Here is a 25,632-nt window from a genome sequence, read left to right as displayed (position 1 = left end):
ATCACTGCAGGCGAGAGCACAGATGGAACAGTCCCCCCTTGTATCGTGTCCCTTGCCTCTAGCCAGCCGGAGTCCGTCACATGCACAGCCCCCACGACCCGTACGTCCGTGTGCGTGGTGCCCGTGAGCACAATCTCAAGGGGGTCGATGTCGATGTTCCGCGGGATGTGCTGGCGGTCTTCACGGGGGTGTCCGGGTCCGGGAAGTCCTCGCTCGCCTTCGGGACGATCTACGCGGAGGCGCAGCGGCGGTACTTCGAGTCGGTGGCCCCGTACGCGCGGCGCCTGATCCATCAGGTGGGGGCGCCGAAGGTCGGGGACATCAGCGGGCTGCCGCCGGCGGTGTCGTTGCAGCAGCGGCGGTCGACGCCGACCTCGCGCTCCTCGGTGGGCACGGTCACCAACCTCTCCAACTCGCTGCGGATGCTGTTCTCGCGCGCGGGCGACTACCCGCCGGGGGCCGAGCGTCTCGACTCGGACTCCTTCTCGTCGAACACGGCCGCCGGGGCCTGCCCGGAGTGTCACGGGCTCGGCCGGGTGCACCGTACGACCGAGGAGTCGCTGGTGCCCGACCCGTCACTGTCGATCCGCGAGGGTGCGATCGCCGCGTGGCCGGGCGCATGGCAGGGCAAGAACCTGCGCGATGTCCTCGACGCGCTGGGGTACGACGTGGACCGGCCGTGGCGCGAGCTGCCCGCCGAGCAGCGCGAGTGGATCCTGTTCACGGACGAGCAGCCGGTCGTGACCGTGCATCCGGTGCGGGACGCCGAGCGGATCCAACGCCCGTACCAGGGCACGTACATGAGCGCTCGGCGCTATGTCATGAAGACCTTCTCGGACTCCAAGAGTCAGACGCTGCGGGCGAAGGCCGAGCGGTTTCTGGAGGCCGCGCCCTGTCCGGTGTGCGGTGGTAGGCGGCTGCGGGCCGAGGCGCTCGCGGTGACGTTCGCGGGCCGGAACATCGCGGAGCTGGCCGCGCTGCCGCTCGTCGAACTGGCCGACTCCCTCACCGGACATGGCGATTCGGAGACCTCCCGCGTCCTCACCGAGGATCTGCTCGCGCGTATCGGCCCCGTCACCGAGCTGGGCCTCGGCTATCTCAGCCTCGACCGCGCCACCCCGACGCTGTCGGCGGGTGAGCTTCAACGGCTGCGTCTGGCCACGCAGTTGCGTTCCGGTCTCTTCGGGGTCGTGTACGTCCTCGACGAGCCGTCCGCCGGACTGCACCCGGCGGACACGGAGGCGCTGCTCACCGTCCTCGACCGGCTGAAGGCGTCCGGCAACTCGGTGTTCGTCGTGGAGCACCATCTCGATGTCATGCGTGGCGCCGACTGGCTCGTCGACGTGGGGCCGAAGGCGGGCGAGCACGGCGGAGAGGTGTTGCACAGCGGCCCGGTGGCGGAGCTGGAGAGTGTCGCGGAGTCGGCGACGGCCCGGTTCCTCTTCGACCGCTCCCCCGCTCCGGTACGTAAAGTCCGGGCGCCGCGCGGCCAGTTGAAGGTCGGCCCGGTGACACGGCACAACCTGCGCGGGGTGACCGCCGAGTTCCCGCTCGGCGTGCTCACCGCGGTCACCGGTGTTTCCGGCTCGGGCAAGTCCACGCTCATCGGGGAGATCACGGAGGAACTTCCGGGCGTGGGACGGCTGGTCGCTGTCGACCAGAAGCCCATCGGCCGTACGCCCCGCTCGAATCTGGCGACGTACACGGGGCTGTTCGACGTCGTGCGGAAGGTCTTCGCGGCCACGGAGGAGGCGCACCGGCGCGGTTACGGGGTGGGGCGGTTCTCGTTCAACGTGGCGGGCGGGCGCTGCGAGACCTGTCAGGGCGAGGGGTTCGTCAGCGTCGAGCTGCTCTTCCTGCCGAGCACCTATGCCCCGTGCCCGGACTGCGGCGGGGCGCGCTACAACCCCGAGACGCTCGAAGTCACATACAGGGAACGGAACATCGCGCAGGTGCTGGACCTGACGGTCGAGGCCGCGGCGGAGTTCTTCGCGGACACTCCGGCCGTCGCGCGCAGCCTCGCCACCCTCCTCGATGTCGGGCTCGGCTATCTGCGGCTCGGGCAGCCGGCGACCGAGCTGTCCGGCGGCGAGGCGCAGCGCATCAAGCTGGCGAGCGAACTCCAGCGCGTACGCAGGGGTCACACGCTCTATCTGCTCGACGAGCCGACGACCGGTCTGCACCCGGCCGATGTCGAGGTCCTGATGCGGCAGTTGCACGGTCTGGTGGACGGCGGGCACAGCGTCGTGGTCGTGGAGCACGACATGGCGGTGGTGGCGGGTGCGGACTGGGTGATCGACCTGGGGCCGGGCGGCGGCGACGCGGGCGGCCGGATCGTGGCGGCGGGGCCTCCGGCGGAGGTCGCACGGGCGGAGTCGAGCACCACGGCTCCGTACCTCGCCCGTGCGCTGGGCACCGAGGCCTCTCAGTCCCAATAGGCCTTCCTGAGATGGGACTTGGCCAGTTTGCCCGTGGGCGTGCGCGGCAGCGCGTCCGTGAAGTCCACGCTGCGGGGCGACTTGTAGTGGGCGATGCGGTCGCGGACGAAGTCGAGGAGCTCGCGTTCGAGTTCGGGGCCGGGGGCCGCGCCGGGGGCGGGCTGGACGACCGCCTTGACCGCCTCGCCCATCTCCGCGTCCGGGACACCGACGACCGCGACGTCGGTGACCTTGGGGTGCAGGGTCAGACAGTCCTCGATCTCCTGCGGGTAGATGTTCACGCCGCCGGAGATGATCGTGAAGGCCCTGCGGTCGGTGAGGAAGAGGTAGCCGTCCTCGTCGACGTGTCCGATGTCGCCGGTGGTCGTCCAGTTGGGGTGCTCGGGGTGCTGCGCCTCACGGGTGCGCGCGTCGTCGTTGTGGTACCTGAACGGGAGTTCCTCACGCTCGAAGTACACGGTTCCGGTCTCTCCGACCGGCAGCACCTTGCCGTCCTCGCCGCAGATGCGCAGCTCGCCGAGGAGTCCGCCGCGGCCCACGGAACCCGGTTTGCGCAGCCACTCCTCGGGCCCGATGAACGTGATCCCGTTGGCCTCCGTCGCCGCGTAGTACTCGTACAGGACGGAACCCCACCAGGCCATCATCCGCCATTTGACCTCGACGGGGCAGGGCGCGGCGGCGTGGATGGCGACCTTCAGCGACGACACGTCGTACGCCTCCCGCACCTCGCGCGGCAGCTTCAGCATCCGTACGAACATGGTGGGCACCCACTGGCTGTGCGTCACCCGGTGGCGCTCGATCGCCTCCAACGCCCCTTGTGGATCGAAGGAGTTCATGAGAACGATCGTGCCGCCGGTCGCCGTGACGACATGGCTGAAGCGGAGGGGCGCGGCGTGGTAGAGCGGGGCCGGGCAGAGGTAGACGGTGTCCTCGCCGAAGCCGTACATGGGCTGGAAGAGCAACTGGTACATCGTCATCACCTCGCGGACGTCACCCTCGGGGAGCGCCGGTGCGATGCCCTTGGGGCGGCCGGTGGTGCCGGAGGAGTAGAGCATGTCGGCGCCGCGGGGCTGGTGGTCCGGGGGTTCGGGGGAGGCGGCGGCAAGCGCCCGCTCGTACGAGCCGTCGTCGAAGCCCAGGTGCGCGGCCGGGCCGGGCACCAACTGCCGTATTCGCTCCCCGAGTTCGGTGAGCGGTCCGGAGACGACGAGTGCGCTCGCACCGCAGTCGCGGACGATGTACGCGGCCTCGTCGGCGGTCAGGTGATGGTTGACGACGGTGAGGTAGAGGCCGGAGCGGACGGCCGCCCAGTAGACCTCCAGGACGCGTGGGTCGTTGTCGGAGAGGAGCGCCAGATGGTCGCCCGGGCGCAGTCCGGCGGTCCGCAGGTGGTCCGCGAGGCGCAGGGAACGATCTTCGAGTTGGCCGTAGGTGAGGGTCCGGCCGCCGTCCGCGGTGACGACGGCCGGCCTGGCGGGGTCGTACGCTCCGGGATACATGCGGGGACGGTACCCCGCGGCTGTGACGGTACGTCAGAGATGTGCATACGCCTCCGAGTTCGCGCTCATTCCGTGGGCGTCGGTGCTCCTCCGGCGGGCTTCGGCGCTCCTCCGGTGGGCGTCGGCGGTCTCGACGACGGCCGTCCCGGTGTCGGCCGCCCCATTGGTGGCAGCCCCATTGGTGGCGGTCTCGGCGGCGAGGGCAAGCGTTCGCCGGTCGGGCGCGCTGCCCGCCCCGAGCACCGGCTCGACGCGTACCTCGGCCACGAGGGCGCGGGCCGACAGGACCCGCCAGACCGAGGTGAGCAGCGAGTCGCTCCCGACGAACGCGGGCGCGGTGGTCGCCGCTCCCCCGTCGAACCGGTAGTGGAGGTGCACCGGCTGGACGGGCACGCCGGCGTCCAGGGCGGCCTGGAAGGCGGCTCTGCGGAAGCGGCCCTGGGCTCGGCCGCACCAGGTGCTCCCTTCCGGGAAGACCACGACGGCCGATCCGCCGCGCAGGGAGTCCGCGATCCGTTCGACCGTCCTCGGCAGCGCGCGCAGACGGTCACGCTGGATGAACAGCGCGCCGCTGCTCGCGGTGAGCACGCCGGCCACGGGCCACTGCCTGATCTCCGCCTTGGCGAGCATCCGGGCGGGGCGGACGGCGGCGAGCAGGGGGATGTCCAGCCAGGAGATGTGGTTGGCCACGAGGAGCAGTCCGCCGCCGGGCGGGGCCGCCCCGGTGATCCGCAGCCGGACGCCCGTGGCGCGCACGATCGTCCGGCACCACGTCCGGGTGAGCCGGTCGCGCCACACGGCGGCGAGCCGCCCCACGACCGGGATCAGCACGATCCCGAAGAGGAGCACGGCCAGGAGCGCGGCCAGCCGCACCAGGGCGCGCGGCACGGCGGCCGGCGACCCGACGGACTCCACACAGACCCGGGAGCACGGGGCGCTGGGCAGCCACGCGCTCACCGGGGCGGGTGCCGAGGGCCCCGCGACCGGACGTTCCCCGGCCCCGCCAGGACGTTCCCCTGCCCCGACGCGCACCCCGCCGCGCCGAGGTCGCGGCACCTTCCCGAGGCCCGTGCCCGGGAACACCGGAGTGCTCACGCCCGGGCTCACGAGCGTCGTGGTGCCGCCCCGGCGCGGGCGGAGCTTCACGGCCACACGAGACACACCCGTGGCACCCATCGCACCCATGCGGGACACGGTGATCACGCCGGCACGAGCGACAGGAAGTGCCGCAGGTAGCGCGGGTTGACCCGGCGCATCGACAGCAGCACGTACAGGTCGGCGACGCCGAAGTCGGGGTCGTGGGCCGGTTCCGCGCAGACCCAGGCGCCGAGGCGGAGGTAGCCGCGCAGCAGCGGGGGCAGCTCGGTGCGGACGGGGCGGGTGACGCCCTCAGCGCTCCACGGCAGCAGCGGACGTATCCGGTACTCCTCGGGCGCCAGGTGCTTGTCCCGCACCCGGTCCCAGGTGCCCGCGGCGAGCGTGCCGCCGTCGGCGAGCGGGATGGAGCAGCAGCCGGCCAGCCACTCGTGGCCGCCGTCGACCATGTAGCGGGCGATCCCGGCCCATATGAGACCGATGACCGCGCCGTCGCGGTGGTCGGGGTGGACGCAGGAGCGGCCGACCTCGACGAGCCCGGAGCGGATCCCGGCCAGCGGTCCGAGGTCGAACTCACCCTCCGAGTAGAGCCGTCCGGCGATCGCCGCGCGGTCGGGCGGCAGCAGCCGGTACGTGCCGACCACCTGCCCGGTCGTGGTGTCGCGTACGAGCAGGTGGTCGCAGTACGCGTCGAAGGCGTCGACGTCGAGGCCCGGCTGCGAGGAGGAGAGCAGTGCGCCCATCTCCCCGGCGAAGACATCGTGACGCAGCCGCTGGGCGGCGCGGACGTCCGCCTCGTCGCGGGCGAGGGTGACGGTGTAGCGGGTGGGGGCCGTCGACAGTGGGGGGCTGTCGAGCGTGGAAACGCCGGTCATGGCACTCTCCTGGTCACGGGCCGGTTCGGCGGAGCGGCGCGGCGGACCGAAACGAACGGTCCGTGCGCTCCTGTTCTTCCGACGCCGGCTGACCGGCGAGTAACCCCCGGAGAGAGACCGGGTGTGAGCTTGTTGAATGCCAGGGGTGCCCGGCAGGGCCGAGGTTGAATACACTCCGGCCCGCCCGTCCGCACCTTAGGCGAACGCCCACTAAAGCCCCCGTAAGACCGCGGCGAACCGCGCCCCGAAAGAACCGCGGCCGGCCGCGCACGAAATGGGCGCGGGGAACTGCGTGACCAGCCCCCACGCCCCGCAGCCGAATAGCGACGCGCCGGCGGAGCGCTACCGCTTTCCGGCCTTCCGGGTGGCCCGCAGCCACTCCTTGTTCATGCCCGTGATGGATACCAGTGGAATTCCCTTCGGGCAGGCCGTCGCGCACTCCCCGGCGAGCGTGCACCCGCCGAATCCCTCCTCGTCCATCTGCGCCACCATGTCCAGCACCCGGGTCTCCCGCTCCGGCGCGCCCTGCGGCAGCACGTTCAGGTGGTTGATCTTCGCCGAGGTGAAGAGCATCGCCGCGCCGTTCGGGCAGGCCGCCACACATGCCCCGCAGCCGATGCATTCGGCGTGCTCGAAGGCGAAATCGGCGTCCGGCTTCGGCACGGGCGTGGCGTGGGCCTCGGGTGCGGCGCCGGTCGGGGCGGTGACGTAGCCGCCGGCCTGGATGATCCGGTCGAAGGCGGACCGGTCGACGACCAGGTCCTTGACGACCGGGAAGGCGGAGGCGCGCCACGGCTCGATGTCGATCGTGTCGCCGTCCTCGAAGGACCGCATGTGCAGCTGGCAGGAGGTCGTGCGTTCCGGCCCGTGCGCGTCGCCGTTGATGACGAGCGAGCACGCACCGCAGATGCCCTCGCGGCAGTCGTGGTCGAAGGCGACGGGGTCCTCGCCCTTGAGGATGAGCTCCTCGTTGAGGGTGTCCAGCATCTCCAGGAAGGACATGTCTGCCGAGATGTCGTCCACTTCGTACGTGGACATCGCTCCGTCGGCGTCGGCGTTGCGCTGCCGCCAGACGCGCAGGGTGAGCTTCATGCGTAGCTCCGCTGGGTGGGGTGGACGTACTCGAAGGTCAGCTCTTCCTTGTGGAGCACGGGGGAAGAGCCCGTCTCGGTGAACTCCCAGGCGGCCGCGTACGAGAACTCCTCGTCCCGGCGCTCCGCCTCGCCGTCCGGGGTCTGGGACTCCTCGCGGAAGTGGCCGCCGCAGGACTCGTCGCGGTGCAGCGCGTCGAGGCACATCAGCTCGGCGAGCTCCAGGTAGTCGACGATGCGGTTGGCCTTCTCCAGCGACTGGTTGAACTCCTCACCGGTGCCGGGGACCTTGATGCGCCGCCAGAACTCCTCGCGGATCTGCGGGATGCGCTCCAGGGCCTTGCGCAGCCCCGAGTCCGTACGCGCCATTCCGCAGAACTCCCACATCAGCTCGCCGAGTTCGCGGTGGAAGGAGTCGGGGGTGCGGTCGCCGTCGACGGCGAGGAGCAGCCGCAGCCGGTCCTCGGTGTCGGCCAACACCTCCTGGACGACGGGGTGTTCGTCATCCACCTCCTCGTGGTGCGGGTTGCGGGCGAGGTAGTCGTTGATGGTCGACGGGAGGACGAAGTAGCCGTCGGCGAGGCCCTGCATCAGCGCGGACGCGCCGAGCCGGTTCGCGCCGTGGTCCGAGAAGTTGGCCTCGCCGATCGCGAACAGGCCCGGGACGGTGGTCTGGAGGTCGTAGTCGACCCAAAGGCCGCCCATCGTGTAGTGCACGGCGGGGTAGATCCGCATCGGCACCTCGTACGGATCCTCGTCGGTGATCCGCTGGTACATGTCGAAGAGGTTGCCGTACTTGGCCTCGACCGCCTTGCGGCCCATACGCCCGATGGCGTCGGCGAAGTCGAGGTACACGCCCTGGCCGCCGGGGCCCACTCCCCTGCCCTCGTCGCAGACGTTCTTCGCGGCGCGGGAGGCGATGTCGCGCGGGACGAGGTTGCCGAAGGAGGGGTAGATGCGCTCCAGGTAGTAGTCGCGCTCGGCCTCGGGGATCTCGTTCGCGGGGCGGTCGTCGCCCTTCGCCTTCGGGACCCAGATCCGGCCGTCGTTGCGCAGCGACTCGCTCATCAGCGTGAGCTTGGACTGGTGCTCGCCGGTGCGCGGAATGCAGGTGGGGTGGATCTGGGTGAAGCACGGGTTGGCGAAGTAGGCGCCGCGCCGGTGGGCCCGCCAGATCGCGGTGGCGTTGGAGTTCATGGCGTTCGTGGAGAGGTAGAAGACGTTGCCGTAACCGCCGCTCGCGAGCACGACGGCGTCCGCGTAGTACGTATCGATCTTCCCGGTGATCAGATCGCGGGCGACGATGCCGCGCGCCCGTCCGTCGACCACGATCAGGTCGAGCATCTCGGTACGCGGATGCATCTCGATGTTCCCGGCGGCGATCTGCCGGGACAGCGCCTGATAGGCGCCGAGCAGGAGTTGCTGGCCCGTCTGGCCGCGGGCGTAGAAGGTGCGGGACACCTGGACGCCGCCGAAGGAACGGGTGTCGAGGAGGCCGCCGTACTCGCGGGCGAAGGGCACGCCCTGAGCGACGCACTGGTCGATGATCTCGACGGAGATCTGCGCCAGGCGGTGGACGTTGGACTCGCGCGCCCTGAAGTCGCCGCCCTTGACGGTGTCGTAGAACAGCCGGTGGATCGAGTCGCCGTCGTTGCGGTAGTTCTTGGCGGCGTTGATGCCGCCCTGCGCGGCGATCGAGTGGGCGCGGCGCGGGGAGTCCTGGTAGCAGAACTGCACGACGTGGTAACCCTGTTCGGCGAGCGTGGCGCCGGCGGAGCCGCCCGCCAGACCCGTGCCGACAACTATCACGGTGTGCTTGCGGCGGTTGGCGGGGTTGACCAGCTTGGCCTCGAAGCGGCGGGTGTCCCAGCGCTCACCGACCGGTCCCTCGGGGGCCTTGGTGTCGACGACCGGCTCTCCGGTCGTGTACTCGGCGAATTCAGCGGTCATGTCAGCTCACCACTCCGGTCATCACGCCCACGGGTACGGCGATGAAGCCCGCCGTCAGCACCACCGCGAGCACGTTGGCGATGGTCTTGAAGGCCCGGTCGCGGGTGCGGCTGCCCACGCCGAGAGTCTGTGCCGCGCTCCAGAAGCCGTGCTGTACGTGCAGGCCGAGCGCGAGCATCGCGACGATGTAGATGGCGTTGCCATACCAGGTGGAGAAGGTGTCGATCACGTTCTGGTACGGGTGTCCGTGCTGGAAGCCGCCCGGGTGCACGGTGCCGGTCGTCAGGTCGAGGATGTGCCAGACGATGAACAGGCCGAGGATGATCCCGCCCCAGCGCATGGTGCGGGTGGCGTAGCTGGCCCGGGGCTTCTTGTGTACGTACTTGGTGGGGCGCGCTTTGATGTCGCGGCGGCTGAGCTGGTACGCGGAGACGGCGTGGGCGACGACGGCGGCGACCAGGACCACGCGGATGATCCACAGCGCCCACTCGTAGTGCAGGAAGGGCTCGCCGATGGTGCGCAGCCAGTGCGCGTAGTGGTTGAACTCGTCCGACCCGAAGAAGATCTTCAGGTTGCCCAGCATGTGGACGACCAGGTACCCCAGCATGATCAGGCCGCTGACGGCCATCACGGTCTTCTTGCCGACGGACGAGTCCCACATGGTGCGCGTCATGGACGGTTTTCGTTCCGTCCGCGTTGCCAGAGCCATGGAACGCACGCTAGGGCCGGGAGTGCCGATCGGTCCAAGACATGGTCCGGCTCGTTTCGATAGGCCCTGGCTATCGTGGGCGTATTCTTGAGGGATGCAGTTCCAGCAGCTCCAGTACTTCGTGGCCGTCGCCGAGACCCGGCACTTCACCCGGGCCGCCGATCTGGTCCATGTCGCTCAGCCGTCGCTCTCCCAGCAGATCAAGGCGCTGGAGCGGGAGTTGGGCGCCGATCTCTTCCTCCGGGCGCGCGGGAACATCACGCTCACGGACGCGGGCGAGGCGCTGCTGCCGCTGGCCCGCCGCATCCTGGCCGACGCGGACACGGCCCGGCACGAGGTCCAGGAGCTGGCCCAGCTGCGCAGCGGGCGGGTCCGGCTGGGGGCGACGCCGAGCCTGTGCACGGGTCTGCTGCCGGATGTGCTGCGTGCCTTCCACGACCGGTATCCCGGCATCCGGCTGCTGATCGAGGAGGGGGGCTCGCACGATCTCGTACGGGAGCTTGCGCGCGGGGCGCTCGATCTCGCTCTCGTCGTGCTGCCGCTGCCCACGCCGTCGCCCGCGCTGACCACGGTGGAGGTACTGCGGGAGGACCTGGTGGTGGTGTCGTCGCCGGAGGCTTCGGCGCCGGGGGGTGGGCGGCGGTCCGTGCGGGTTTCCGACCTGGAGGGTGAGCGGCTGGTGATGTTCCGGCACGGGTACGACCTGCGGGAGCTGACCGTCGCCGCGTGTCGCTCCGCGGGGTTCGAGCCGGATTTCGCGGTGGAGGGTGGGGAGATGGACGCGGTGTTGGGGTTTGTCCGGGCGGGGCTGGGGGTGGCTGTGGTGCCGCGGATGGTCGCTGCGCGGACCGGGCGGGGGTTGCGGGTGACGCCGCTTGCGCGGCCCGGGCTGGCTCGGACCATCGCGTTGGCGCATCGCAGTGATGTGGCTCCGCCTCGGGCGGCTCGGGAGCTTCAGCGGATGTTGTTGGAGCGGTGAGGCTCCGCCGGGGTGCGGGGTGGCTCCGTTTTGGTGGAGCGGCGTTCGGGGGTGCGGGTCGGTTTCGGCTGGTCGCGCAGTTCCTCGCGCCCCTAGGTGGGTGGGGGTCAGCGTGGGTGTTGGGTGCGGGTTCGTTTCAGCTCAGTGCGCGGTTCCTCGCGCCCCTGAGGGGGTGGAGGTTGCCGTGGGGTGTTGGGTGTAGGTGCGCGCCCCTGGAAGGCAAAAGCCAGGGGCGCAGCCCCGTTTTTCAGGGGCGCGGGGAACTGCGCGGCCGGCCACAGCACGCCCGCACCCCGCACCCCAAAACGGAGCCCCCGCGGAGCGGTCCCGCTCAGCCCGTCGCGTCCACCAGCGCCAGTTCGTGGAGGCGGTCCGGGGGGCCCGGGCGGGCGTAGTACCAGCCCTGGGCCGTGTCGCAGCCGAGTATGCGGAGTTGTTCGGCCTGGGCGGCAGTTTCGACGCCCTCGACCGTGACCGCGAGGTCCAGGCTGTGGGCCAGAGTAACGATCCCTTCGACGATCTTGAGGTCGACGGGATCCGCGGGGAACTGCTGCATGCCCTGGGTGAAGGAACGGTCCAGCTTGAGGATGCTCACCGGGAGGCGACGCAGGTTGGCGAGGTTCGAATAGCCCGTGCCGAAGTCGTCGAGGGCGATGTCGACGCCCATCTCGGCGAGCCGGCGCAGCGGCTTCAGCAGGTCGTCGTCGGCGCCGATCAGGGCGGACTCGGTGACCTCCAGGCAGAGCGAGGACGGGTCGAGCCCGATGCGCTCCAGGATGTCGACGGTGTCGGCGACCAGGCCGGGATGGGTCAGCTGGCACGGCGAGAGGTTCACGTTGATGCGCAGCGGACCCGCCTCGGCGTGACGTTCCTGCCACTCGCGGGCCTGGCGGACCGACTGCTCCAGGACCCAGCGGCCGAGCGGCACGATCAGGCCGGTGTGCTCGGCGAGCGGGATGAACCGGTCGGGCCCGAGCACACCGTGCTGCGGATGCAGCCAGCGCACGAGCGCCTCCGCACCGCGCACACTGCCGTCGCCGAGGTGGACGAGCGGCTGGTACTCGATGAAGAACTCGTTGCGGTCCAGGGCCGCGGGCAGCGCCGTGGTGAGCCCGTGCCGGGTGATGGCACGGGCGTCGGCCTCGGGGTCGGCGAGTTCGTAGCGGTTGCCGCCCGCCGACTTGGCGCGGTACATCGTGATGTCGGCGCTGCGCAGCACCTCGGCCGGGCCGCGCTCGCCCGCCGGGCCCTCGACTATGCCGATGCTGCCGCGGACGGTCAGTTCCCTGCCGTCGATGCGCACCGGTGTGATCAGGGCGTTCATGATGCGGTCGGCGAGCGCGTCGACCTCGCTCTCGGTGTCGGGCCCGGTCGTCAGGGCGACGAACTCGTCGCCGCCGAGCCGGGCGACCATCTCACCGGGCGCGGTCGCGCAGGACTGCAGCCGGTCGGCGACCTCGACGAGCAGCCGGTCGCCGGCCGCGTGCCCGAGGCTGTCGTTGATGGTCTTGAAGCCGTCGAGGTCGAGGTAGCAGAGACCGAAGCGCATGCCGTCGCCCGCCGCGAGCGCCTTGTCGAGCCGCTCGAAGAACAGCGTCCGGTTGGGCAGTCCGGTGAGCGCGTCGTGCGTGGCCTCGTACCGCAGCCGCAGATTGAGCAGCCGCCGCTCGGTGGTGTCCTCCATGAGTGCGAGCTGGAACTGGGGCCGGCCGTCCGCGTCACGCAGCAGGGAGACGGTCAGGTTGGTCCACAGAACCGTTCCGTCGGGGCGGTAGAAGGCCTTCTCCACGTGGTAGTGCTCGCGGTCGCCGCGCACCAACTCCTCGTAGAGCCGCCACACCTGGGGGGCGTCCTCGGGGTGGGTCCACTCGGTGACGTTACGGCCGCGCATCAACTGCTCGGTGCCGCCGAACATCCGCAGCAGGGCGTTGTTCACCTGAAGGATGTTGCCGTCGAGGTCGGCGACGCCGATGCCTATCGCGGCGCCCTCGAAGACCGCGCGGAAGCGTGCCTCGGTGGCGTGCAGCGCGTCGGCCACGACGCCCTGGGCCTGGAGGGCGGCGCGTGCGATGGACTCCTGCTCGGCCAGCGTCCGTTCACGCAGCGCGTGCGCGAACCCGGCGGCCATGGCGTGCTGCAGGCGCGCGGAGCGGGTGCGCAGGGCCTCCTGGGACCCGTCGCCGCCGCAGTAGAGCACCAGGTAGGCGTCGACGCAGTCGAGTGTGCGGCTGAGCGCCTCGGGTTCGGTGCAGTGCGCGTCGATGAGCGCGGCACCGACGGCCTGGCCCTCGGCCGCCTCGAACGTCCTGGCCCGCAGCGCGTCACTGAGCCGCCGGGCGAGCGGCACCAGGCGCTGCTCGAACTCCGGCCGGGTCAGCGATGTCGCGGTCGCCGGGAACACGGCCCGGCTCCAGATCGTCGCGAACCTGCGCAGTCTGTCCTCCGGCCCGTCCGGCTCGGCGGTCACGCCTTGCGCCCCACGCCCGCGAAACCCGAGTAGGAATAAGGATCCTCGTCCTCGGACGCCGAGTCGGGCCGCCATTTCGCCATCGGCACCAGTCCGGGTTCCACCATGTCGTACCCCTCGAAGAACCGCGCGACGTCCTCGCGCGAGCGCATGATCAGCGGGTTGCGGATGTCCTTGTAGACGTCGACGGCGCCCTCGGCCCGCTCCTGGGAGAGCGGGAGTCCCTCGTACGAGGCGTGCGAGACGACGAACAGGCTGCCGGGCGCTAGCGCGTCCCTCAGCTCTGCCACCGCCCCGTACGGGTCGTCCGTGTCCTCCACGAAGTGAAGTATGGCAACGAGAAGGAGTGCGACTGGCTGATTCAGGTCTATCAGGCGCTGAACCTGAGGACTCGCCAGGATCTCCCGGGGCTTGCGGAGGTCGGCGGTGACCACGTCCGCGTCCTCGTTGCCGGCCAGTACGGCCGTGCTGTGCGCGACGGCGACCGGGTCGTGGTCGACGTACATGACGCGTGCGCCGGGGCGGGCACTCTGAGCCACCTCGTGGACGTTGCCGAAGGTGGGGATGCCCGAACCGATGTCGAGGAACTGGTCGATGCCCTCGTCGGCCGCGAAGCGCACGGCTCGGCGCAGGAACGCGCGGTTCGCCTGCATGATCTTGGGAAGTCCCGGCATGAACTCCATGGCCCGGCGCGCGGCTTCCCGGTCGACCTCGAAATTGTGCGATCCGCCCAGGTAGTAGTCGTAGACGCGGCTCACGCTGGGCACCGAGATGTCGATGCCACGCGGGGCCCAGGCGGGACGCTCCATCTATCTCTCCAAGGCGTAGACGATCCGGTGTTCGAGCTGAGGCTACTGATCGCCCGCCAAAGGAGCGAGTGGAAACGGAAATTGACCGTCCGTTCCAGGTCACTGCCTCCGGCACGTGCCGAATTGACTGCCTTACGAAAACGCACCGAAGCATTCCAAAGAGTTCCGGAGAAACTGCGCAGCGTTACGAAGAAGCGTGTGGAAAACCGTTCACGCGACCGGGTCCGGCCGGATGTGAAAAAGCCGCTTCGCCCCCTCCGCGCGGTGCGGAGGGGGCGAACCGGTGGTTGTGCACACGTTTTCCGAACTTTCGGCACTCTCGTTCTCTGTGCGTTCACGTTCTCTGTGCGTTCACAACTCTGCTTGGTTGCTTCGGCCGGGCTACTTCGGCTTGCCGAGCGGCTTGCCCTCCGGGGAGATGGCGTACCACGTGCCGCCGACGCCCTGGCCGTTGGTGTCACCGGGCTTCTTGTCGCCCGCGAAGGTGTAGAGCGGCCAGCAGTCGATGCTCTGCTGCTTCAGGCCGTCCGGGCGGTTGTTGACGACGTATCCGCGCCGGCCGTCGTTCTTGTTGTCGATGCCCTTGGTGTCGGCGGCGTCGACCGGCGCGACGACCGGCCACTTCTCCAGGCACTCGCCGACACAGTTCGACTTCATCGGCCAGGGGACGTCCTTCTCGAACCGGTAGACGGTCATGCCGTTCTTGTCGACGACGACCTCACCGAGCTCGGGGTCGTTACGGGTCGACAGACCCGGCAGGTCCGCGGCTTCCGCGCTGCCGCCGGCCGCGGCCTCTCCGCCACCGGAGGCCTTCTTGCCGTCGGGGGCCGTCGCGTACCAAGTGCCGCCCACACCCTGGCCCTTGGTGTCACCGGCCTTGGTGTCCTTCGCGAAGCGGTACAGCGGCCAGCCCTCGTAGGTCAGCTGCTTGGAACCGTCGGTACGGGTGACCTCGCCGAGCAGGGTCTTGTCAACGCCGATCGGCGCGGTGGCGCCCGAAGCCGGAACCGGAGGCCAGGCAGTGGCGCAGTCGCCGTCACAGTTCGACTTCGGCGGCTCGGCCGTGTCCTTGTCGAAGCGGTAGAGCGTCATGCCCGCGCTGTCCGTGACAACCTCACCGAGCTTGTCGGTGTCCGCCACGGCAAGCTGTCCGGCGCTCTGCGTCTGGGCGCCGGCACCGGTGTTGGTGCCGGTGCTCGGGCTGGCCGCGGCTCCCGCGGAACCGTAACCATTGGCCGCGGGAGCCGCGCCCACGTTCTGGCTGCCGGTCGAAGTGTCCGCCTTGTCCTGACCGCACGCCGTCGTCAGCACCAGCACTGCCGCAGCTGACGCTACGAGTGAGGCGCTCCGCCAGGAGGTCTTCATTGGTAACTCCCGCTGTCTGCTTAGGTGTTGCGGCGCTGATCCACACCGCGTATGGCCCTAGGTACGGGTGGGAGTGCGGTGAGTGTTCAAAGCGCGCACAAATTTCTTTCTGGTAACGCCCGGGAAGCCTGCTTTTGGTGGGGCGCGGGAGGCCGTTTTGCGGCGCGTGACGGCAAGCGCGCGAGCCCCTTGTCCCTCCTTCGGGGCAACCTGGGCGCACTCTCGCGCGCGCGAGCGCGTGGGGACCGATGATCGCCGTCGTGCCTGGACCACTACGAACTCAGCCACGGACCGGATGCGCCCTCGTCATACGCCTGCTGATGCTGCTCGCGCTGACCTGGATCGCAGGCGGCGCGCCCGCTCCCGCGGCGGCCGACTCCTGCGCGTACGCGGCCACGGGGCCCGGCGGCAACGGCACGGTGGCGGTGGCCGTCGCGGGGACCTGCCCCACGCCGACACCGACCCCGACACCCACACCGACCCCGCCGTGCCCGACTCCGGAACCGTCCCCTCCGCCGAAGCCGCCGCCCAAACCGACTCCGACGCCCACACCGACGCCCGACCCGCCGCCTCCCCCACCGCGGCCTGCACCTGACCCGCCGACCGTGGCACCGCCGGCGCCCGCCCCACCACGGCCGGCCCCCGTCGTACCGCGCCCGGCGGCACCCGTGCCGACTCCGAAGCCCACTCCGACACCGACGCCGACCCCCACCGTGCGTCCCAGCCCCTCGCCGACTCCGGTGAGTTACCCGCCGTACCGCACCAGGCCGCGCAAGGCGCCTCCCCGCGGCGGCCCGTCCCTGGTCTCGCTCACCCTGCTCATCACCGCGCCCGCGGTGTTCGCCGTCGCCGCGCTGCGCCCGCGATGACCCCTGGAGGAATCCTTTGTCGGAATGGCTTGTTCTCGCCCTCGCGATGGCGGCGGCCAGCGTCGTCGTCCTCATCGTCACCGTCGTGCGGCACCACACCGCCGCCGACGACGACGATCCGTCCGAGACTCCGGACGTGATCGAGTACATGACGATGATGATCGGCGTGGTGTACGCCATCGTGCTCGGCCTGGCCATCGCCGGTGTCTGGGAGGCGCGCGGCGTCGCCCAGGATCACGTCCAGAACGAGGCGTACGCACTGCACGAGATCTCCGAACGCGTCCGGGTGTACCCGCCCGACGTGCGCGACCGCATCCGGGACGACGTCAACGTCTATGTCGGCCACGTCGTCACCACCGAGTGGAAGGCCATGGCCGACGACGGCAAAGTCACCGACGAGGGGACGAAGCTGCTGGCCAGGATCCGCAACGACGTCACCGACTACGAGCCGCGGACGGACTTCGAGGCCCAGGCCTACCAGCCGCTCCTCGACCAGGTCACCGCCGCGGACAACGCGCGCACGGCCCGCGCCGAGTCGACGGCCCCGACCATGCCGGGCGTCGTGTGGTTCGGTCTGATCACCGGAGCCGTGGTCACCGTCGGGCTGATCTTCGCGCTGCAGATCCGCCGCACCCTGCGCGAGGTGATCCTGGCGGGCCTGTTCGCCGCCCTGATCGCCTTCCTGCTCTTCCTGATCTGGGACTTCGACGCTCCCTACAGCCGCGGGATCACGGCGACGGCCGATCCGTTCCTCACGCTCTTCCCGAAGGCCGGTGAGTGACGGACCCCTACGAGCCCGCTTCACCGGGGGACGGACGCCACGCCGCGCCCGTCCCCCAACCGCACGCATCCGATACCCGGTTCGGCCCACACGGTTGCCCCATTCGCGCGACTGCGATCGCGCCGACGCCCGCACCTTCCTAGCGTTTCGATCATCGAGGTGCATGTACGGCGCAGCGGAAAAGGTCCGCGGCTGCGCCTCGGGGACCCGGAGGACTCACCATGCGCGCGATACGCGTCGCTTCGGCCGCACTGCTGGGCATGACCGCCCTGACCCTCACCGCACCCGTGGCCGCCGCCCGGGACGACGGGGAGGAGCGCAACATCACCTCGTTCGGCTTCAACGTCTCGCCCACGACCATCGCCGCGGGCGGGCGCGTCTCGCTGTCCGTCAACGGCTGCAAGTCGGACACCAAGGTCTCCTCGGGCGTCTTCGACACGGTGACGATCCCCAAGGGACAGGGCTCCGCCACGGCCACCGTCGACTGGGACGCCAAGCCCGGCGCGGTGTACGAGGTGACGTTCCAGTGCGGCAACGAGTCCGGCCACACGGACCTCACCATCGCCACCGGCCGTCCGGACGACCCGACGCACACCCCCGTCCACCGGGGCGTCAAGGCGGGCGTCGGCGGCAGCGCGGGCGGCTTCGACCTGAGCGAGATCGGCCTCGGCGCCGCGCTCATCGCGGGCTCGGTCGGCGCGGCGTACTACTGGTCGCGGCGGCGCACCGGCGAGCACGGCGGCTGACGCGCCGCACACCCCGGACGCACCGGACAGCCCTTCGCCCCGGAACCCTTGAGGGTCCGGGGCGAAGGGCTGTTCACGCTCAGATCTTGTTCTCGGAGCGGCGGCGCATCCAGAACACCCCGCCGCCGATGAGGGCGAGGCCGACGAGGCCGCCGCCGATCGCGATGTCGGTCGGGGTGGCACCGGTGGAGCTGCTGCCGCCGAGACCGCCTCGGACACCACCGATGACGGTGAAGGCCTGCGGCTTGGTGAGGGTCTTGCCGCTGCAGTGGACCGTGATGTCGTACGAGCCCGGGTTGGCCGAGCTGTTGATGGTGGCGGTCCCCTTCGAGGTCTCGTTGTTGCCGCTGACCGGCGAGAGTCTGGCCTGTGGGAACGCCGTCGACGTCATGGAGCCGCCGTTCGGGCAGCCGTCCACGGTGACCGACAGCTGGCCGCCGCGGGCGATGACGCTGGGCATCGCGGTGATGTTGCTCGGGTTGTCCCAGGCCGCGGCCGTGGGAGCGGCGAGTCCGACGGCGGCGAACGCCACCGCAGAGACCGCCAGGGCACGATTGGTACGCATGTGATCCTCCGCGGAAGGCGCCCCGGGAACCGTCCCCGAGTCGATCGGCGAGAAAACGCCTCCCAGACAGACCCTCAGTTGCCGTGCACAGGGCCGCATTTCGAGAATGCTCCGTACCGGTGAGAGGACACGCCGACAGAAAGGAACACAATCGGATATTGCCGCAGGTCACGGACCGTCAGAAATTTCCTGACGATGGCAACTCGGATGGCTCACGGCAGCCGGCTCCACCACCCGTTCGCGCTTCTCCCGTCGCCCTGTGCGCGCGCTGCGCTTAGCGTTCTCGTATGCGCGACGGACGTGGCGACGGCCACGTCGAGAGGGGATTGCGAATGTTCGTGTCCGAGCTGGCGGAAGAGGAGGAGCGCCCCAAGAAGCGCGCTCCTTGGGGCGTGATAGCGCTTGTCCTGCTGACCGGCCTCGCTCTCATTCGGAATGGTTCGGGAGAGTTCGACGTCGGGCCCCCACAACCCGCGACGGCCGCCGCCGCGGACAACCACGTCACCGGCGACACGACCCGCACGGGCGGCGCTCCGGCGCCCCTGCCGTTCTCCGTGGCCGACCGCATCAGGATCCCGGCCATCCGGGTCGACGCCCCCGCCACACCCGTGGGCCTCGACATGGAGGGCTGGGTGGACGCGCCGCCGCCGGAGGACCCGAACCTCGCGGGCTGGTTCTCGGGCGCGGTCTCGCCCGGCGAGAAGGGCACGGCCGTCATGGTCGGGCACGTCGACAACCGGCAGGGTCCCGCCGTCTTCTACGGACTCGGGGCCCTCAAAAAGGGACATCGCGTGGAGGTCCTGCGCAAGGACGGAAAGACCGCCGTGTTCGAGATCTACGGCATCGAGGTCTTCGAGAAGAACAACTTCCCCGGAGACCGTGTCTACGGGAACACCGGAACCCCCGAAATTCGTGTCATCACCTGCGGGGGCGGTTTCTCCAAGCAGAACGGCTACGACGGGAACGTCGTCGTGTTCGCCCGCCTGATCGAGGTTCGCTGAGCGTTCCCCGGCCGGACGGCCGAAATCCCGGGAAATCCCGGGAAATCCAGCGGAGTTCCACGGAACCCTTTCGGTTCCGTGGAACTCCGCGGCTCTTTGTGGACTGCCGAAGCCTATGTGTGCCGACGTCTACACGGACTGCCGTCGGGGCACGATGATGTGATAGCCCGAGTCCAGCAGCCGGGGCAGATAGTCGCGCAGCGCCGTCACACTCTGCGTACGGTCCCCGCCCGCGTCATGTCCGAGGACCACGACGCCCGGGGCCGCGCCCTTGACGACCCGGCTCTCGATCGCCTCGGCCCCCGGCGATGTCCAGTCGAGGGTGTCGACGGTCCAGGCGAGCGGCTCCATGCCGAGTTCGGCGCCGATCTGGAAGGCGGCCCGGTTCCAGGCCCCGTACGGCGCACGGAACCAGCCCGGCCGCTCTCCGGTGCCCTCCTCGATGACATCGCAGGTGCGCTCCATCTGGGAGCGGATCTCGGCCCGGGTCAGCCGGGTCAGCAGCGGATGGGACCAGGTGTGGTTGCCCACCACGTGTCCCTCGTCGGCCATCCGGCGCAGCAGGTCCTTGTGGCCCGCGGCCATCTCCCCGCACACGAAGAACATGGCGCGCACCTTGTGGGCCTTGAGCGTGCGCAGGATCTGCGGGGTGAAGCGGGGGTCGGGCCCGTCGTCGAAGGTCAGCACCATGGTCTTGCCGCGCCCCGACATACGCAGGAACGGCTGGTGCCGTACGAGGGTCCGCGCGGCCGTGCCGCGGACCGGCCCGTATCCGGCGATGGGCTGAAGACGGTAGGCGGAGGGTCTCAGGGCCGCGCGCTTCGCCTGGGCGCCGGCGGCGGGAGCGGCGGAGGACCGGACCGGGGAGCCCGGGTCGGCGGTGAGCACCTGTACGGTGCCGGCCGCGCCCGCCGCTCCCAGCACGGCGGCACCGGCGAGCAACGCCCGGCGCCGCGAGAGGAACTGATCCTTATTCATGAGTAATCAGTCGCCCGGCCGACGTGTGCCGCAGCACATGTCCACCGATGCGGACGCACGAAAGCACCCGTTGAGAGCAGCTCCCGGGCGCCGGGAACGGCTCAACGGCGTCGTACGAGCGGGAAGGGCAGCGTCTCTCGGATGGTGAGCCCGGTGAGGAACATGACGAGCCGGTCGACGCCGATACCGAGCCCTCCGGTGGGCGGCATGGCGTACTCCAGGGCGTCGAGGAAGTCCTCGTCCAGCTCCATCGCCTCCGGGTCTCCCCCGGCGGCGAGCAGCGACTGCGCGGTGAGCCGCCGGCGCTGCTCGACCGGGTCGGTCAACTCGGAGTAGGCGGTCCCCAGCTCGGTGCCGAAGGCCACGAGGTCCCAGCGCTCGGCGAGCCGCGGGTCCACGCGGTGCTGCCGGGTGAGCGGGGAGACGTCGGTCGGGAAGTCCTTGTAGAAGGTCGGCAGCTCGGTCTTCTCCTCGACCAGCCGCTCGTACATCTCCAGGACGACATCGCCGCGGCCGTGTTCGGCGGTGTACGGGACGTCCGCCCGGTCGCACAGCCGGTGCAGGGACTCCAGGGGTGTGTCGGCGTCGATCTCCTCCCCCAGAGCCTCGGAGATCGCCCCGTAGACCGTCCTGACGGGCCAGGTTCCGGAGATGTCGTACTCGGTGCCGTCCTTGCGGGCGATCGGCGAGCCGAAGGCCGCTGTCGCCGCGCCCTGGATCAGTTCGCGGGTGAGGTCGAGCATCACGTCGTAGTCGGCGAAGGCCTGGTAGGCCTCCAGCATCGTGAACTCGGGGTTGTGCTTGTAGGAGACTCCCTCGTTGCGGAAGGTGCGGCCCATCTCGAAGACCTTCTCCATGCCGCCGACGCACAGCCGCTTCAGATACAGCTCGGGAGCGATCCGCAGATAGAGGTCGAGGTCGTAGGCGTTGATGTGGGTGGTGAAGGGCCGGGCGTTGGCGCCGCCGTGGATCTGCTGGAGCATCGGTGTCTCGACCTCCAGATAGCCGCGCTCCAGAAGGCCCTGCCGCAGCGCCTGGACGGCGGTGGACCTGGCGCGTACGACGTCCCGGGTGTCCGGGCTCGCGACCAGGTCGAGGTAGCGGCGGCGCACCTTGGCCTCCGGGTCGGCGAGACCGCGCCGCTTGTCCGGCAGGGGGCGCAGACACTTGCCGATGAGCTGCCAGGAGCTCACGAACACCGTGGGCTGCCCCTTGTCGCTGACACCGGTGAGGCCGGTGACGGTGATGTGGTCGCCGATGTCGACGTCCTTGCGGAACCGGTCGAGCGCGGGCCCGGCGTCCTTGCGGGTGAGGGCGAGCTGGAAGTCGCCGGACCAGTCGCGCAGGACGGCGAAGACGATGCCTCCGAAGTCGCGTACGAGCATGACGCGGCCCGCGACCGTCACGTGCTGCCCCTCGCGGACCTCGGCGAGGGTGTGGGTGCGGGGCGGGATGCCGACCGGGTAGGGGTCGATGCCGTCGGCGCGGAGCCGGTCGAGTTTGCGGTGCCGGATGCGGACCTGTTCGGGCAGTCCCGCGGTCGGATCGGCGGCCTCGGCCCCGTCCCCTCCGTCGAGGCCGAGTGCCGACAGCGACGGCAGACCCTCGGTGCTCGCCGGTTTCGGCCCGCCCTTCGCGTGCCCCCTGCCCCAGAGCGTGCGCAGCGACGGTACGGAGACGAAGCCCTCCGCGATGCCCGAGGCCAGTCCGATCCGGGCGAGGGCCGCGGTGTCTCCGTAACAGATGAAGCGCGGATACCACTCGGGGTGGTACTTGGCGTTGGACCGGTAGAGGGCCTCCAGCTGCCACCACTTGGAGAAGAACAGCAGCAGGCGGCGCCAGAGTCTGAGGACCGGTCCGGCGCCGATGCGGGCGCCCTCCTCGAAGACCGAGCGGAACACGGCGAAGTTGAGGGAGATCCGGCGTACGCCGAGCTTTCCGGCCACCGCGCACAGCTCGGCGACCATGAACTCCATGACGCCGTTGGGTGCGCTGCGGTCCCGGCGCATCAGGTCGAGCGAGACGCCGTCGCGGCCCCAGGGCACGAGGGACAGCAGCGCCAGCAGCTTGCCGTCGGAATCGAGGGCCTCGACGAGGAGGCAGTCGCCGTCCTCGGGGTCGCCGAGCCGGTCCAGGGCCATGGAGAAGCCGCGCTCGGTCTCGGTGTCCCGCCAGGCGTCCGCCCTGTTCACGATCTCCTCCATCTCCTCGTCGGTGAGGGTGGAGTGTCTGCGGACGCGGCAGGTGGCGCCGGTGCGGCGGACGCGGCCCACCGCCTGTCGGGCCACCCGCATGTCGCGGCCGTCGAGGTCGAAGGCGGCGACGTGCAGGATCGCCTCGTCGCCGAGTTGCAGAGCGCCGAGCCCGGAGCGTGCGTACGCCTTCGCGCCCTCCTCGGAGGCGCCCATGACGGCGGGCGCCCAGGCGTAGCGGCGGGCCACGTCGAGCCAGGCGCCGATGGCGTGCTGCCAGGCCTCGCGGTCGCCGACGGGGTCACCACTGGCGAGGCACACGCCGGCCTCGACGCGGTAGGTGACGGCGGCCTTGCCGCTGGGCGAGAAGACGACGGCCTTGTCGCGGCGGGTCGCGAAGTAGCCGAGCGAGTCGTCCGCCCCGTACGCCTTCAGCAGGGCGCGGATGCGGCGCTCCTCGTCGCCGTGCAGGGCCGCCTCCATGCGCTGGGAGCGGAAGAGGGTGGCCGCCGCGTTCAGCAGGGCGAGCGCGCCGAACAGGCCGAGGAAGAAGAACAGCGGGCGGGGTGGCCGCCCGTCGAAGGCGCCGCCCGAGATCAGTCCGCCGCAGACCCGGTCGGCGGCCCACAGCAGCCGCTGGCCGCGCGGCAGTGTGCCGGGGAAGAGTTCGACGAGCCCCCAGCCGACGAGGATCGCCACGACCAGCCCGGCGAGCAGCACGCCGAGGGCCCGGCGCACGGCGGCCCTGCGCGAGTCCGCGTAGAACTCCCGCCGGGCCACGATCAGCAGGGCGAGTGCGAGGGCGCAGACCACGAGCGAGGGGACGGAGTCGGCGTACTGGCCCATCGCGGTGCCCAGCACGTCGGCGAGGACCAGCAGTCCGAGATAGACGACTACCAGCCACCAGGCGATCTTCTTGCGGGCCGCGATGGCGGCGGCCAGGAGGAACAGGAAGACGGCGTACGCGAGGTTCGCGCTGACCGGGACCACGACCAGGTTCAGCACATGGACGACCGGGCGCAGCAGCCGGCGCAGCGGCGGGATGAACGCCAGCACCAGACAGAGCAGCCCGAGGGCGGCGAAGAAGACCGCGAATCCCTCGGGCACCTTGCTGAGGAGACCGTCCCGCGACGGGCGTATCGGACCTGTCGTGTCTCTCGGGTCCCTCGGGGCTTCCGCCCGGGCGCCGGCACTCATGCTCTCGACTGTAGGAAGAGCGGGGCCGGGCCGCCTGTCGAGCGCGGCCGGTCGCGATCCCGGGCGACTGCGGCAGCGGGCTGTTCCGATAGCCTCTGCGCCGTGACGGAACAGCACCCCCACCAGTTCGAACGGGGCACCGACGGGCCCAAGGTCATCGTGGTCGGCGTGGACGGCTCCGACTCGTCGCTGCGCGCCGCCGCCTACGCCGCGGGGCTGGCCCGGCGCCAGCGGGCGCTGCTCGCTCTGGTCTACATCCAGCCGGTGATGGCGGCCGGGGCCGCGCTCGGCGTTCCGGTCGCCGAGACGACCGACCAGATCGCCGAGGATCTGATCCAGCAGATCCGGGAGGGGACCGAGCAGGTCAAGGGCATATTCGATGTGCGCTGGGAGTTCCACACCTTCCGCGGCGACCCGTACAACGGGCTCGTCTCGGCGGCGGACCAGCTGAAGGCGGACGCCGTCGTCGTGGGCGCCTCCGAGCAGGCGGGCCACCGGATCGTCGGTTCCGTCGCGATCCGCCTGGTGAAGGCGGGGCGGTGGCCGGTGACGGTGGTGCCGTAGAGCGCCGGGCGGTGCCATCGGGGCGAGCGCCGGGGGTACGGAACGCGCTCCCCGGGCGTGCACGCCCGCGAGGCGCTTCAACGCGCCCCGCTACTTCACCTACTTCGCCGGCTTCCCCATGACGAGGCCGTCGGCGGCCGCGCCCCGGCTGAGGACGACGCGGCGGATCCGGTCCCGTACGGCCGTCACGTCCGCTCCTTGGCCGATCGCGCTGTTGAGGTCGACCACGCGGCCCGAGCCGACGTCGAACCACTGGGGTACGAATTCGGCCTTCTCCACCCGCCAGCGGTCGCCGGACCTCTCCGGCGGCGCGAAGGTGAAGCGGCCGATGGTGCTCTCGTTGCCGCGGGGGTCCTGGGCGCCGCCGTGGTTGGTCATGCTGCCGGCGATCTGGTCGCCCATCCCGTAGATCACCCAGGTGCCGTTGACCTTCTCGTACGCCTGGGGGACGTGGGCGTGGGTGCCGAGGATCAGGTCGATGTCGGGGCGGCCGTCCGTGCGGGCCCCGGTGAGCCGCTCGCTCAGTTCCAGCTGCTGGGCGTCGGGCTCGTCCTGCCATTCGGTGCCCCAGTGCAGGGACACGACCACGACGTCGGCGCCGGCCTTCCGGGCGGCCCGGGCGTCCGTGACGATCCGGTCGGGGTCGATGAGGTTGACGGCCCAGGGTTCGCCGGCCGGGAGCGGGAAGCCGTTCGTGCCGTAGGTGTAGGCGAGGTGGGCGACCTTGGCGGTGCCCGTCTGCATGATCGTGGGCGCGTCCGCCTCGGCGGCGCTGCGGGCGGACCCGGCGTGCCGCACCCCGGCCCGGTCGAGGGCGTCGAGGGTGCGGTGGATACCGGCGGCGCCGTCGTCCAGGGTGTGGTTGGAGGCGGTCGAGCAGGCGTCGTAGCCGGTCGCGGCGAGGGCCTGGGCCACCTGTGGCGGGGACTTGAAGGTGGGGTAGCCGGTGTAGTGGCCGTCCGCTCCGTACACCGTCTCCATGTGACAGATCGCCAGGTCGGCGCGGGCCACGACGGGTTTGACCCCCGACAGCATGGGGCGGAAGTCGTAGCCGTACCCGCCCGCGTCGGCCTGCGCCCGGTCGATGATCGAGCTGTGCGGGAGGACGTCACCGGAGGCGACGAGGGTGAAGCCCTGCGCCGACGATCCGCCCCCGACCGGGCTCCCTGGGCGTTTCGGCCCGTCCTGCCCTTGACAGCTCGCGACAACGGCGGCGCAGCACAGGACCGCGAGGACCGTTGCCGCCTGTCGGGTGCGTGGTGTCCTCGCCATTCTCGGCCTCGCTCCCCTGCGGCTCAATACCACTCCATGCGGTCGTATTTGCGTACGAACCGATACGTGTCCAGACAAGAGTGCCGACGGGAGTCAAGAAGGCGCCACCGCCACTGGCCCGAACGGGGTTCCAGGACGGGGCCATTGGGGCGAACCGAGATGCGGAGGCGGAGCCTTCCGTCCCGGTTGA

The 25,632-nt window shown here is 70.5% G+C and carries 21 protein-coding genes; 7 read left to right on the top strand and 14 right to left on the bottom strand.

Features of this window, described 5'->3' with window-relative positions; all coding sequences use genetic code 11:
• Positions 1 to 80 precede the first annotated feature (80 nt).
• Positions 81 to 2,438 (top strand): ATP-binding cassette domain-containing protein, encoded by a 2,358-nt coding sequence (locus ACN20J_RS43130; RefSeq protein WP_419668108.1) that lies wholly within the window; start codon positions 81 to 83, stop codon positions 2,436 to 2,438.
• On the opposite strand, the gene ACN20J_RS43125 is transcribed toward ACN20J_RS43130, so the two are convergent.
• The 6 genes from ACN20J_RS43125 to ACN20J_RS43100 form a co-directional block, all read right to left on the bottom strand.
• Positions 2,426 to 3,937 (bottom strand): acyl-CoA synthetase, encoded by a 1,512-nt coding sequence (locus ACN20J_RS43125; protein ID WP_419668107.1) that lies wholly within the window; start codon positions 3,935 to 3,937, stop codon positions 2,426 to 2,428. The genes ACN20J_RS43130 and ACN20J_RS43125 overlap by 13 nt on opposite strands.
• Positions 3,938 to 3,970: 33 nt before the next feature.
• Positions 3,971 to 5,122 (bottom strand): lysophospholipid acyltransferase family protein, encoded by a 1,152-nt coding sequence (locus tag ACN20J_RS43120; protein ID WP_419668106.1) that lies wholly within the window; start codon positions 5,120 to 5,122, stop codon positions 3,971 to 3,973.
• Positions 5,123 to 5,136: 14 nt separating this feature from the next.
• Positions 5,137 to 5,907, bottom strand: a complete 771-nt coding sequence (locus ACN20J_RS43115; protein ID WP_419668105.1) for a GNAT family N-acetyltransferase — start codon at positions 5,905 to 5,907, stop codon at positions 5,137 to 5,139.
• Positions 5,908 to 6,249: 342 nt separating this feature from the next.
• On the bottom strand, positions 6,250 to 6,999 hold the full coding sequence (locus ACN20J_RS43110) for a succinate dehydrogenase/fumarate reductase iron-sulfur subunit (RefSeq protein ID WP_055611311.1): 750 nt from the start codon (positions 6,997 to 6,999) through the stop codon (positions 6,250 to 6,252).
• Positions 6,996 to 8,948, bottom strand: coding sequence for a fumarate reductase/succinate dehydrogenase flavoprotein subunit (locus ACN20J_RS43105; RefSeq protein WP_190232552.1), 1,953 nt, complete (start codon positions 8,946 to 8,948; stop codon positions 6,996 to 6,998). Before ACN20J_RS43105 ends, ACN20J_RS43110 begins: the two co-directional genes overlap by 4 nt.
• A 1-nt stretch (position 8,949) precedes the next feature.
• A complete protein-coding gene (locus ACN20J_RS43100; protein ID WP_364192597.1) occupies positions 8,950 to 9,621 on the bottom strand; it encodes a succinate dehydrogenase in 672 nt (223 codons plus the stop codon).
• 130 nt (positions 9,622 to 9,751) lie between these two features.
• Here ACN20J_RS43100 and ACN20J_RS43095 point away from each other — a divergent pair, with 130 nt between their 5' ends.
• A complete protein-coding gene (locus tag ACN20J_RS43095; RefSeq protein WP_189839307.1) occupies positions 9,752 to 10,636 on the top strand; it encodes a LysR family transcriptional regulator in 885 nt (294 codons plus the stop codon).
• 331 nt (positions 10,637 to 10,967) lie between these two features.
• Here the strand turns inward: ACN20J_RS43095 and ACN20J_RS43090 are convergent, their stop codons facing one another.
• From ACN20J_RS43090 to ACN20J_RS43075, 4 genes are all read right to left on the bottom strand, one after another.
• Positions 10,968 to 13,103, bottom strand: coding sequence for a putative bifunctional diguanylate cyclase/phosphodiesterase (locus tag ACN20J_RS43090; RefSeq protein WP_189839308.1), 2,136 nt, complete (start codon positions 13,101 to 13,103; stop codon positions 10,968 to 10,970).
• Positions 13,100 to 13,912 (bottom strand): SAM-dependent methyltransferase, encoded by an 813-nt coding sequence (locus ACN20J_RS43085; RefSeq protein ID WP_189839309.1) that lies wholly within the window; start codon positions 13,910 to 13,912, stop codon positions 13,100 to 13,102. Before ACN20J_RS43085 ends, ACN20J_RS43090 begins: the two co-directional genes overlap by 4 nt.
• A 381-nt stretch (positions 13,913 to 14,293) precedes the next feature.
• Positions 14,294 to 15,277, bottom strand: coding sequence for an SCO0930 family lipoprotein (locus ACN20J_RS43080; RefSeq protein WP_269653341.1), 984 nt, complete (start codon positions 15,275 to 15,277; stop codon positions 14,294 to 14,296).
• A 280-nt stretch (positions 15,278 to 15,557) separates the two neighbouring features.
• Positions 15,558 to 15,989 carry a hypothetical protein gene (locus tag ACN20J_RS43075; RefSeq protein WP_419668104.1) on the bottom strand — a complete coding sequence of 144 codons (432 nt, stop codon included), beginning with the start codon at positions 15,987 to 15,989 and terminating at the stop codon, positions 15,558 to 15,560.
• A 28-nt stretch (positions 15,990 to 16,017) separates the two neighbouring features.
• Here ACN20J_RS43075 and ACN20J_RS43070 point away from each other — a divergent pair, with 28 nt between their 5' ends.
• The 3 genes from ACN20J_RS43070 (at position 16,018) to ACN20J_RS43060 (ending at position 17,673) form a co-directional block, all read left to right on the top strand.
• On the top strand, positions 16,018 to 16,146 hold the full coding sequence (locus ACN20J_RS43070) for a hypothetical protein (RefSeq protein ID WP_267924759.1): 129 nt from the start codon (positions 16,018 to 16,020) through the stop codon (positions 16,144 to 16,146).
• A 16-nt stretch (positions 16,147 to 16,162) separates the two neighbouring features.
• Positions 16,163 to 16,927, top strand: coding sequence for a DUF4239 domain-containing protein (locus ACN20J_RS43065; protein ID WP_079053514.1), 765 nt, complete (start codon positions 16,163 to 16,165; stop codon positions 16,925 to 16,927).
• 221 nt (positions 16,928 to 17,148) lie between these two features.
• Positions 17,149 to 17,673 carry a hypothetical protein gene (locus ACN20J_RS43060; RefSeq protein ID WP_189839312.1) on the top strand — a complete coding sequence of 175 codons (525 nt, stop codon included), beginning with the start codon at positions 17,149 to 17,151 and terminating at the stop codon, positions 17,671 to 17,673.
• Between the two features lie 79 nt (positions 17,674 to 17,752).
• Here ACN20J_RS43060 and ACN20J_RS43055 read toward each other — a convergent pair whose 3' ends face one another.
• A complete protein-coding gene (locus ACN20J_RS43055; protein WP_189839313.1) occupies positions 17,753 to 18,238 on the bottom strand; it encodes a hypothetical protein in 486 nt (161 codons plus the stop codon).
• A gap of 332 nt (positions 18,239 to 18,570) precedes the next feature.
• Between ACN20J_RS43055 and ACN20J_RS43050 the strand changes: the two genes are divergently transcribed.
• On the top strand, positions 18,571 to 19,239 hold the full coding sequence (locus tag ACN20J_RS43050) for a class F sortase (protein WP_189839728.1): 669 nt from the start codon (positions 18,571 to 18,573) through the stop codon (positions 19,237 to 19,239).
• 129 nt (positions 19,240 to 19,368) lie between these two features.
• On the opposite strand, the gene ACN20J_RS43045 is transcribed toward ACN20J_RS43050, so the two are convergent.
• Positions 19,369 to 20,217: a polysaccharide deacetylase family protein gene (locus ACN20J_RS43045; protein WP_419668103.1), complete on the bottom strand. Its 849-nt coding sequence runs from the start codon at positions 20,215 to 20,217 to the stop codon at positions 19,369 to 19,371.
• Positions 20,218 to 20,318: 101 nt separating this feature from the next.
• Positions 20,319 to 23,606, bottom strand: coding sequence for a bifunctional lysylphosphatidylglycerol synthetase/lysine--tRNA ligase LysX (gene lysX / locus ACN20J_RS43040; protein WP_419668102.1), 3,288 nt, complete (start codon positions 23,604 to 23,606; stop codon positions 20,319 to 20,321).
• 102 nt (positions 23,607 to 23,708) lie between these two features.
• On the opposite strand from lysX, the gene ACN20J_RS43035 reads away from it, so the two are divergent.
• Positions 23,709 to 24,170, top strand: coding sequence for a universal stress protein (locus ACN20J_RS43035; RefSeq protein WP_361885428.1), 462 nt, complete (start codon positions 23,709 to 23,711; stop codon positions 24,168 to 24,170).
• A gap of 99 nt (positions 24,171 to 24,269) precedes the next feature.
• Here ACN20J_RS43035 and ACN20J_RS43030 read toward each other — a convergent pair whose 3' ends face one another.
• Positions 24,270 to 25,442 carry a CapA family protein gene (locus ACN20J_RS43030; protein WP_361918112.1) on the bottom strand — a complete coding sequence of 391 codons (1,173 nt, stop codon included), beginning with the start codon at positions 25,440 to 25,442 and terminating at the stop codon, positions 24,270 to 24,272.
• Positions 25,443 to 25,632: the final 190 nt, after the last annotated feature.

Origin of the sequence: Streptomyces sp. 2-1 (genome assembly GCF_048564895.1) — a bacterium.
GTDB lineage: Bacteria > Actinomycetota > Actinomycetes > Streptomycetales > Streptomycetaceae > Streptomyces > Streptomyces phaeochromogenes.
Note: the sequence above shows the minus strand (reverse complement) of the source record. Positions and strands in the feature narration are given on the sequence as shown.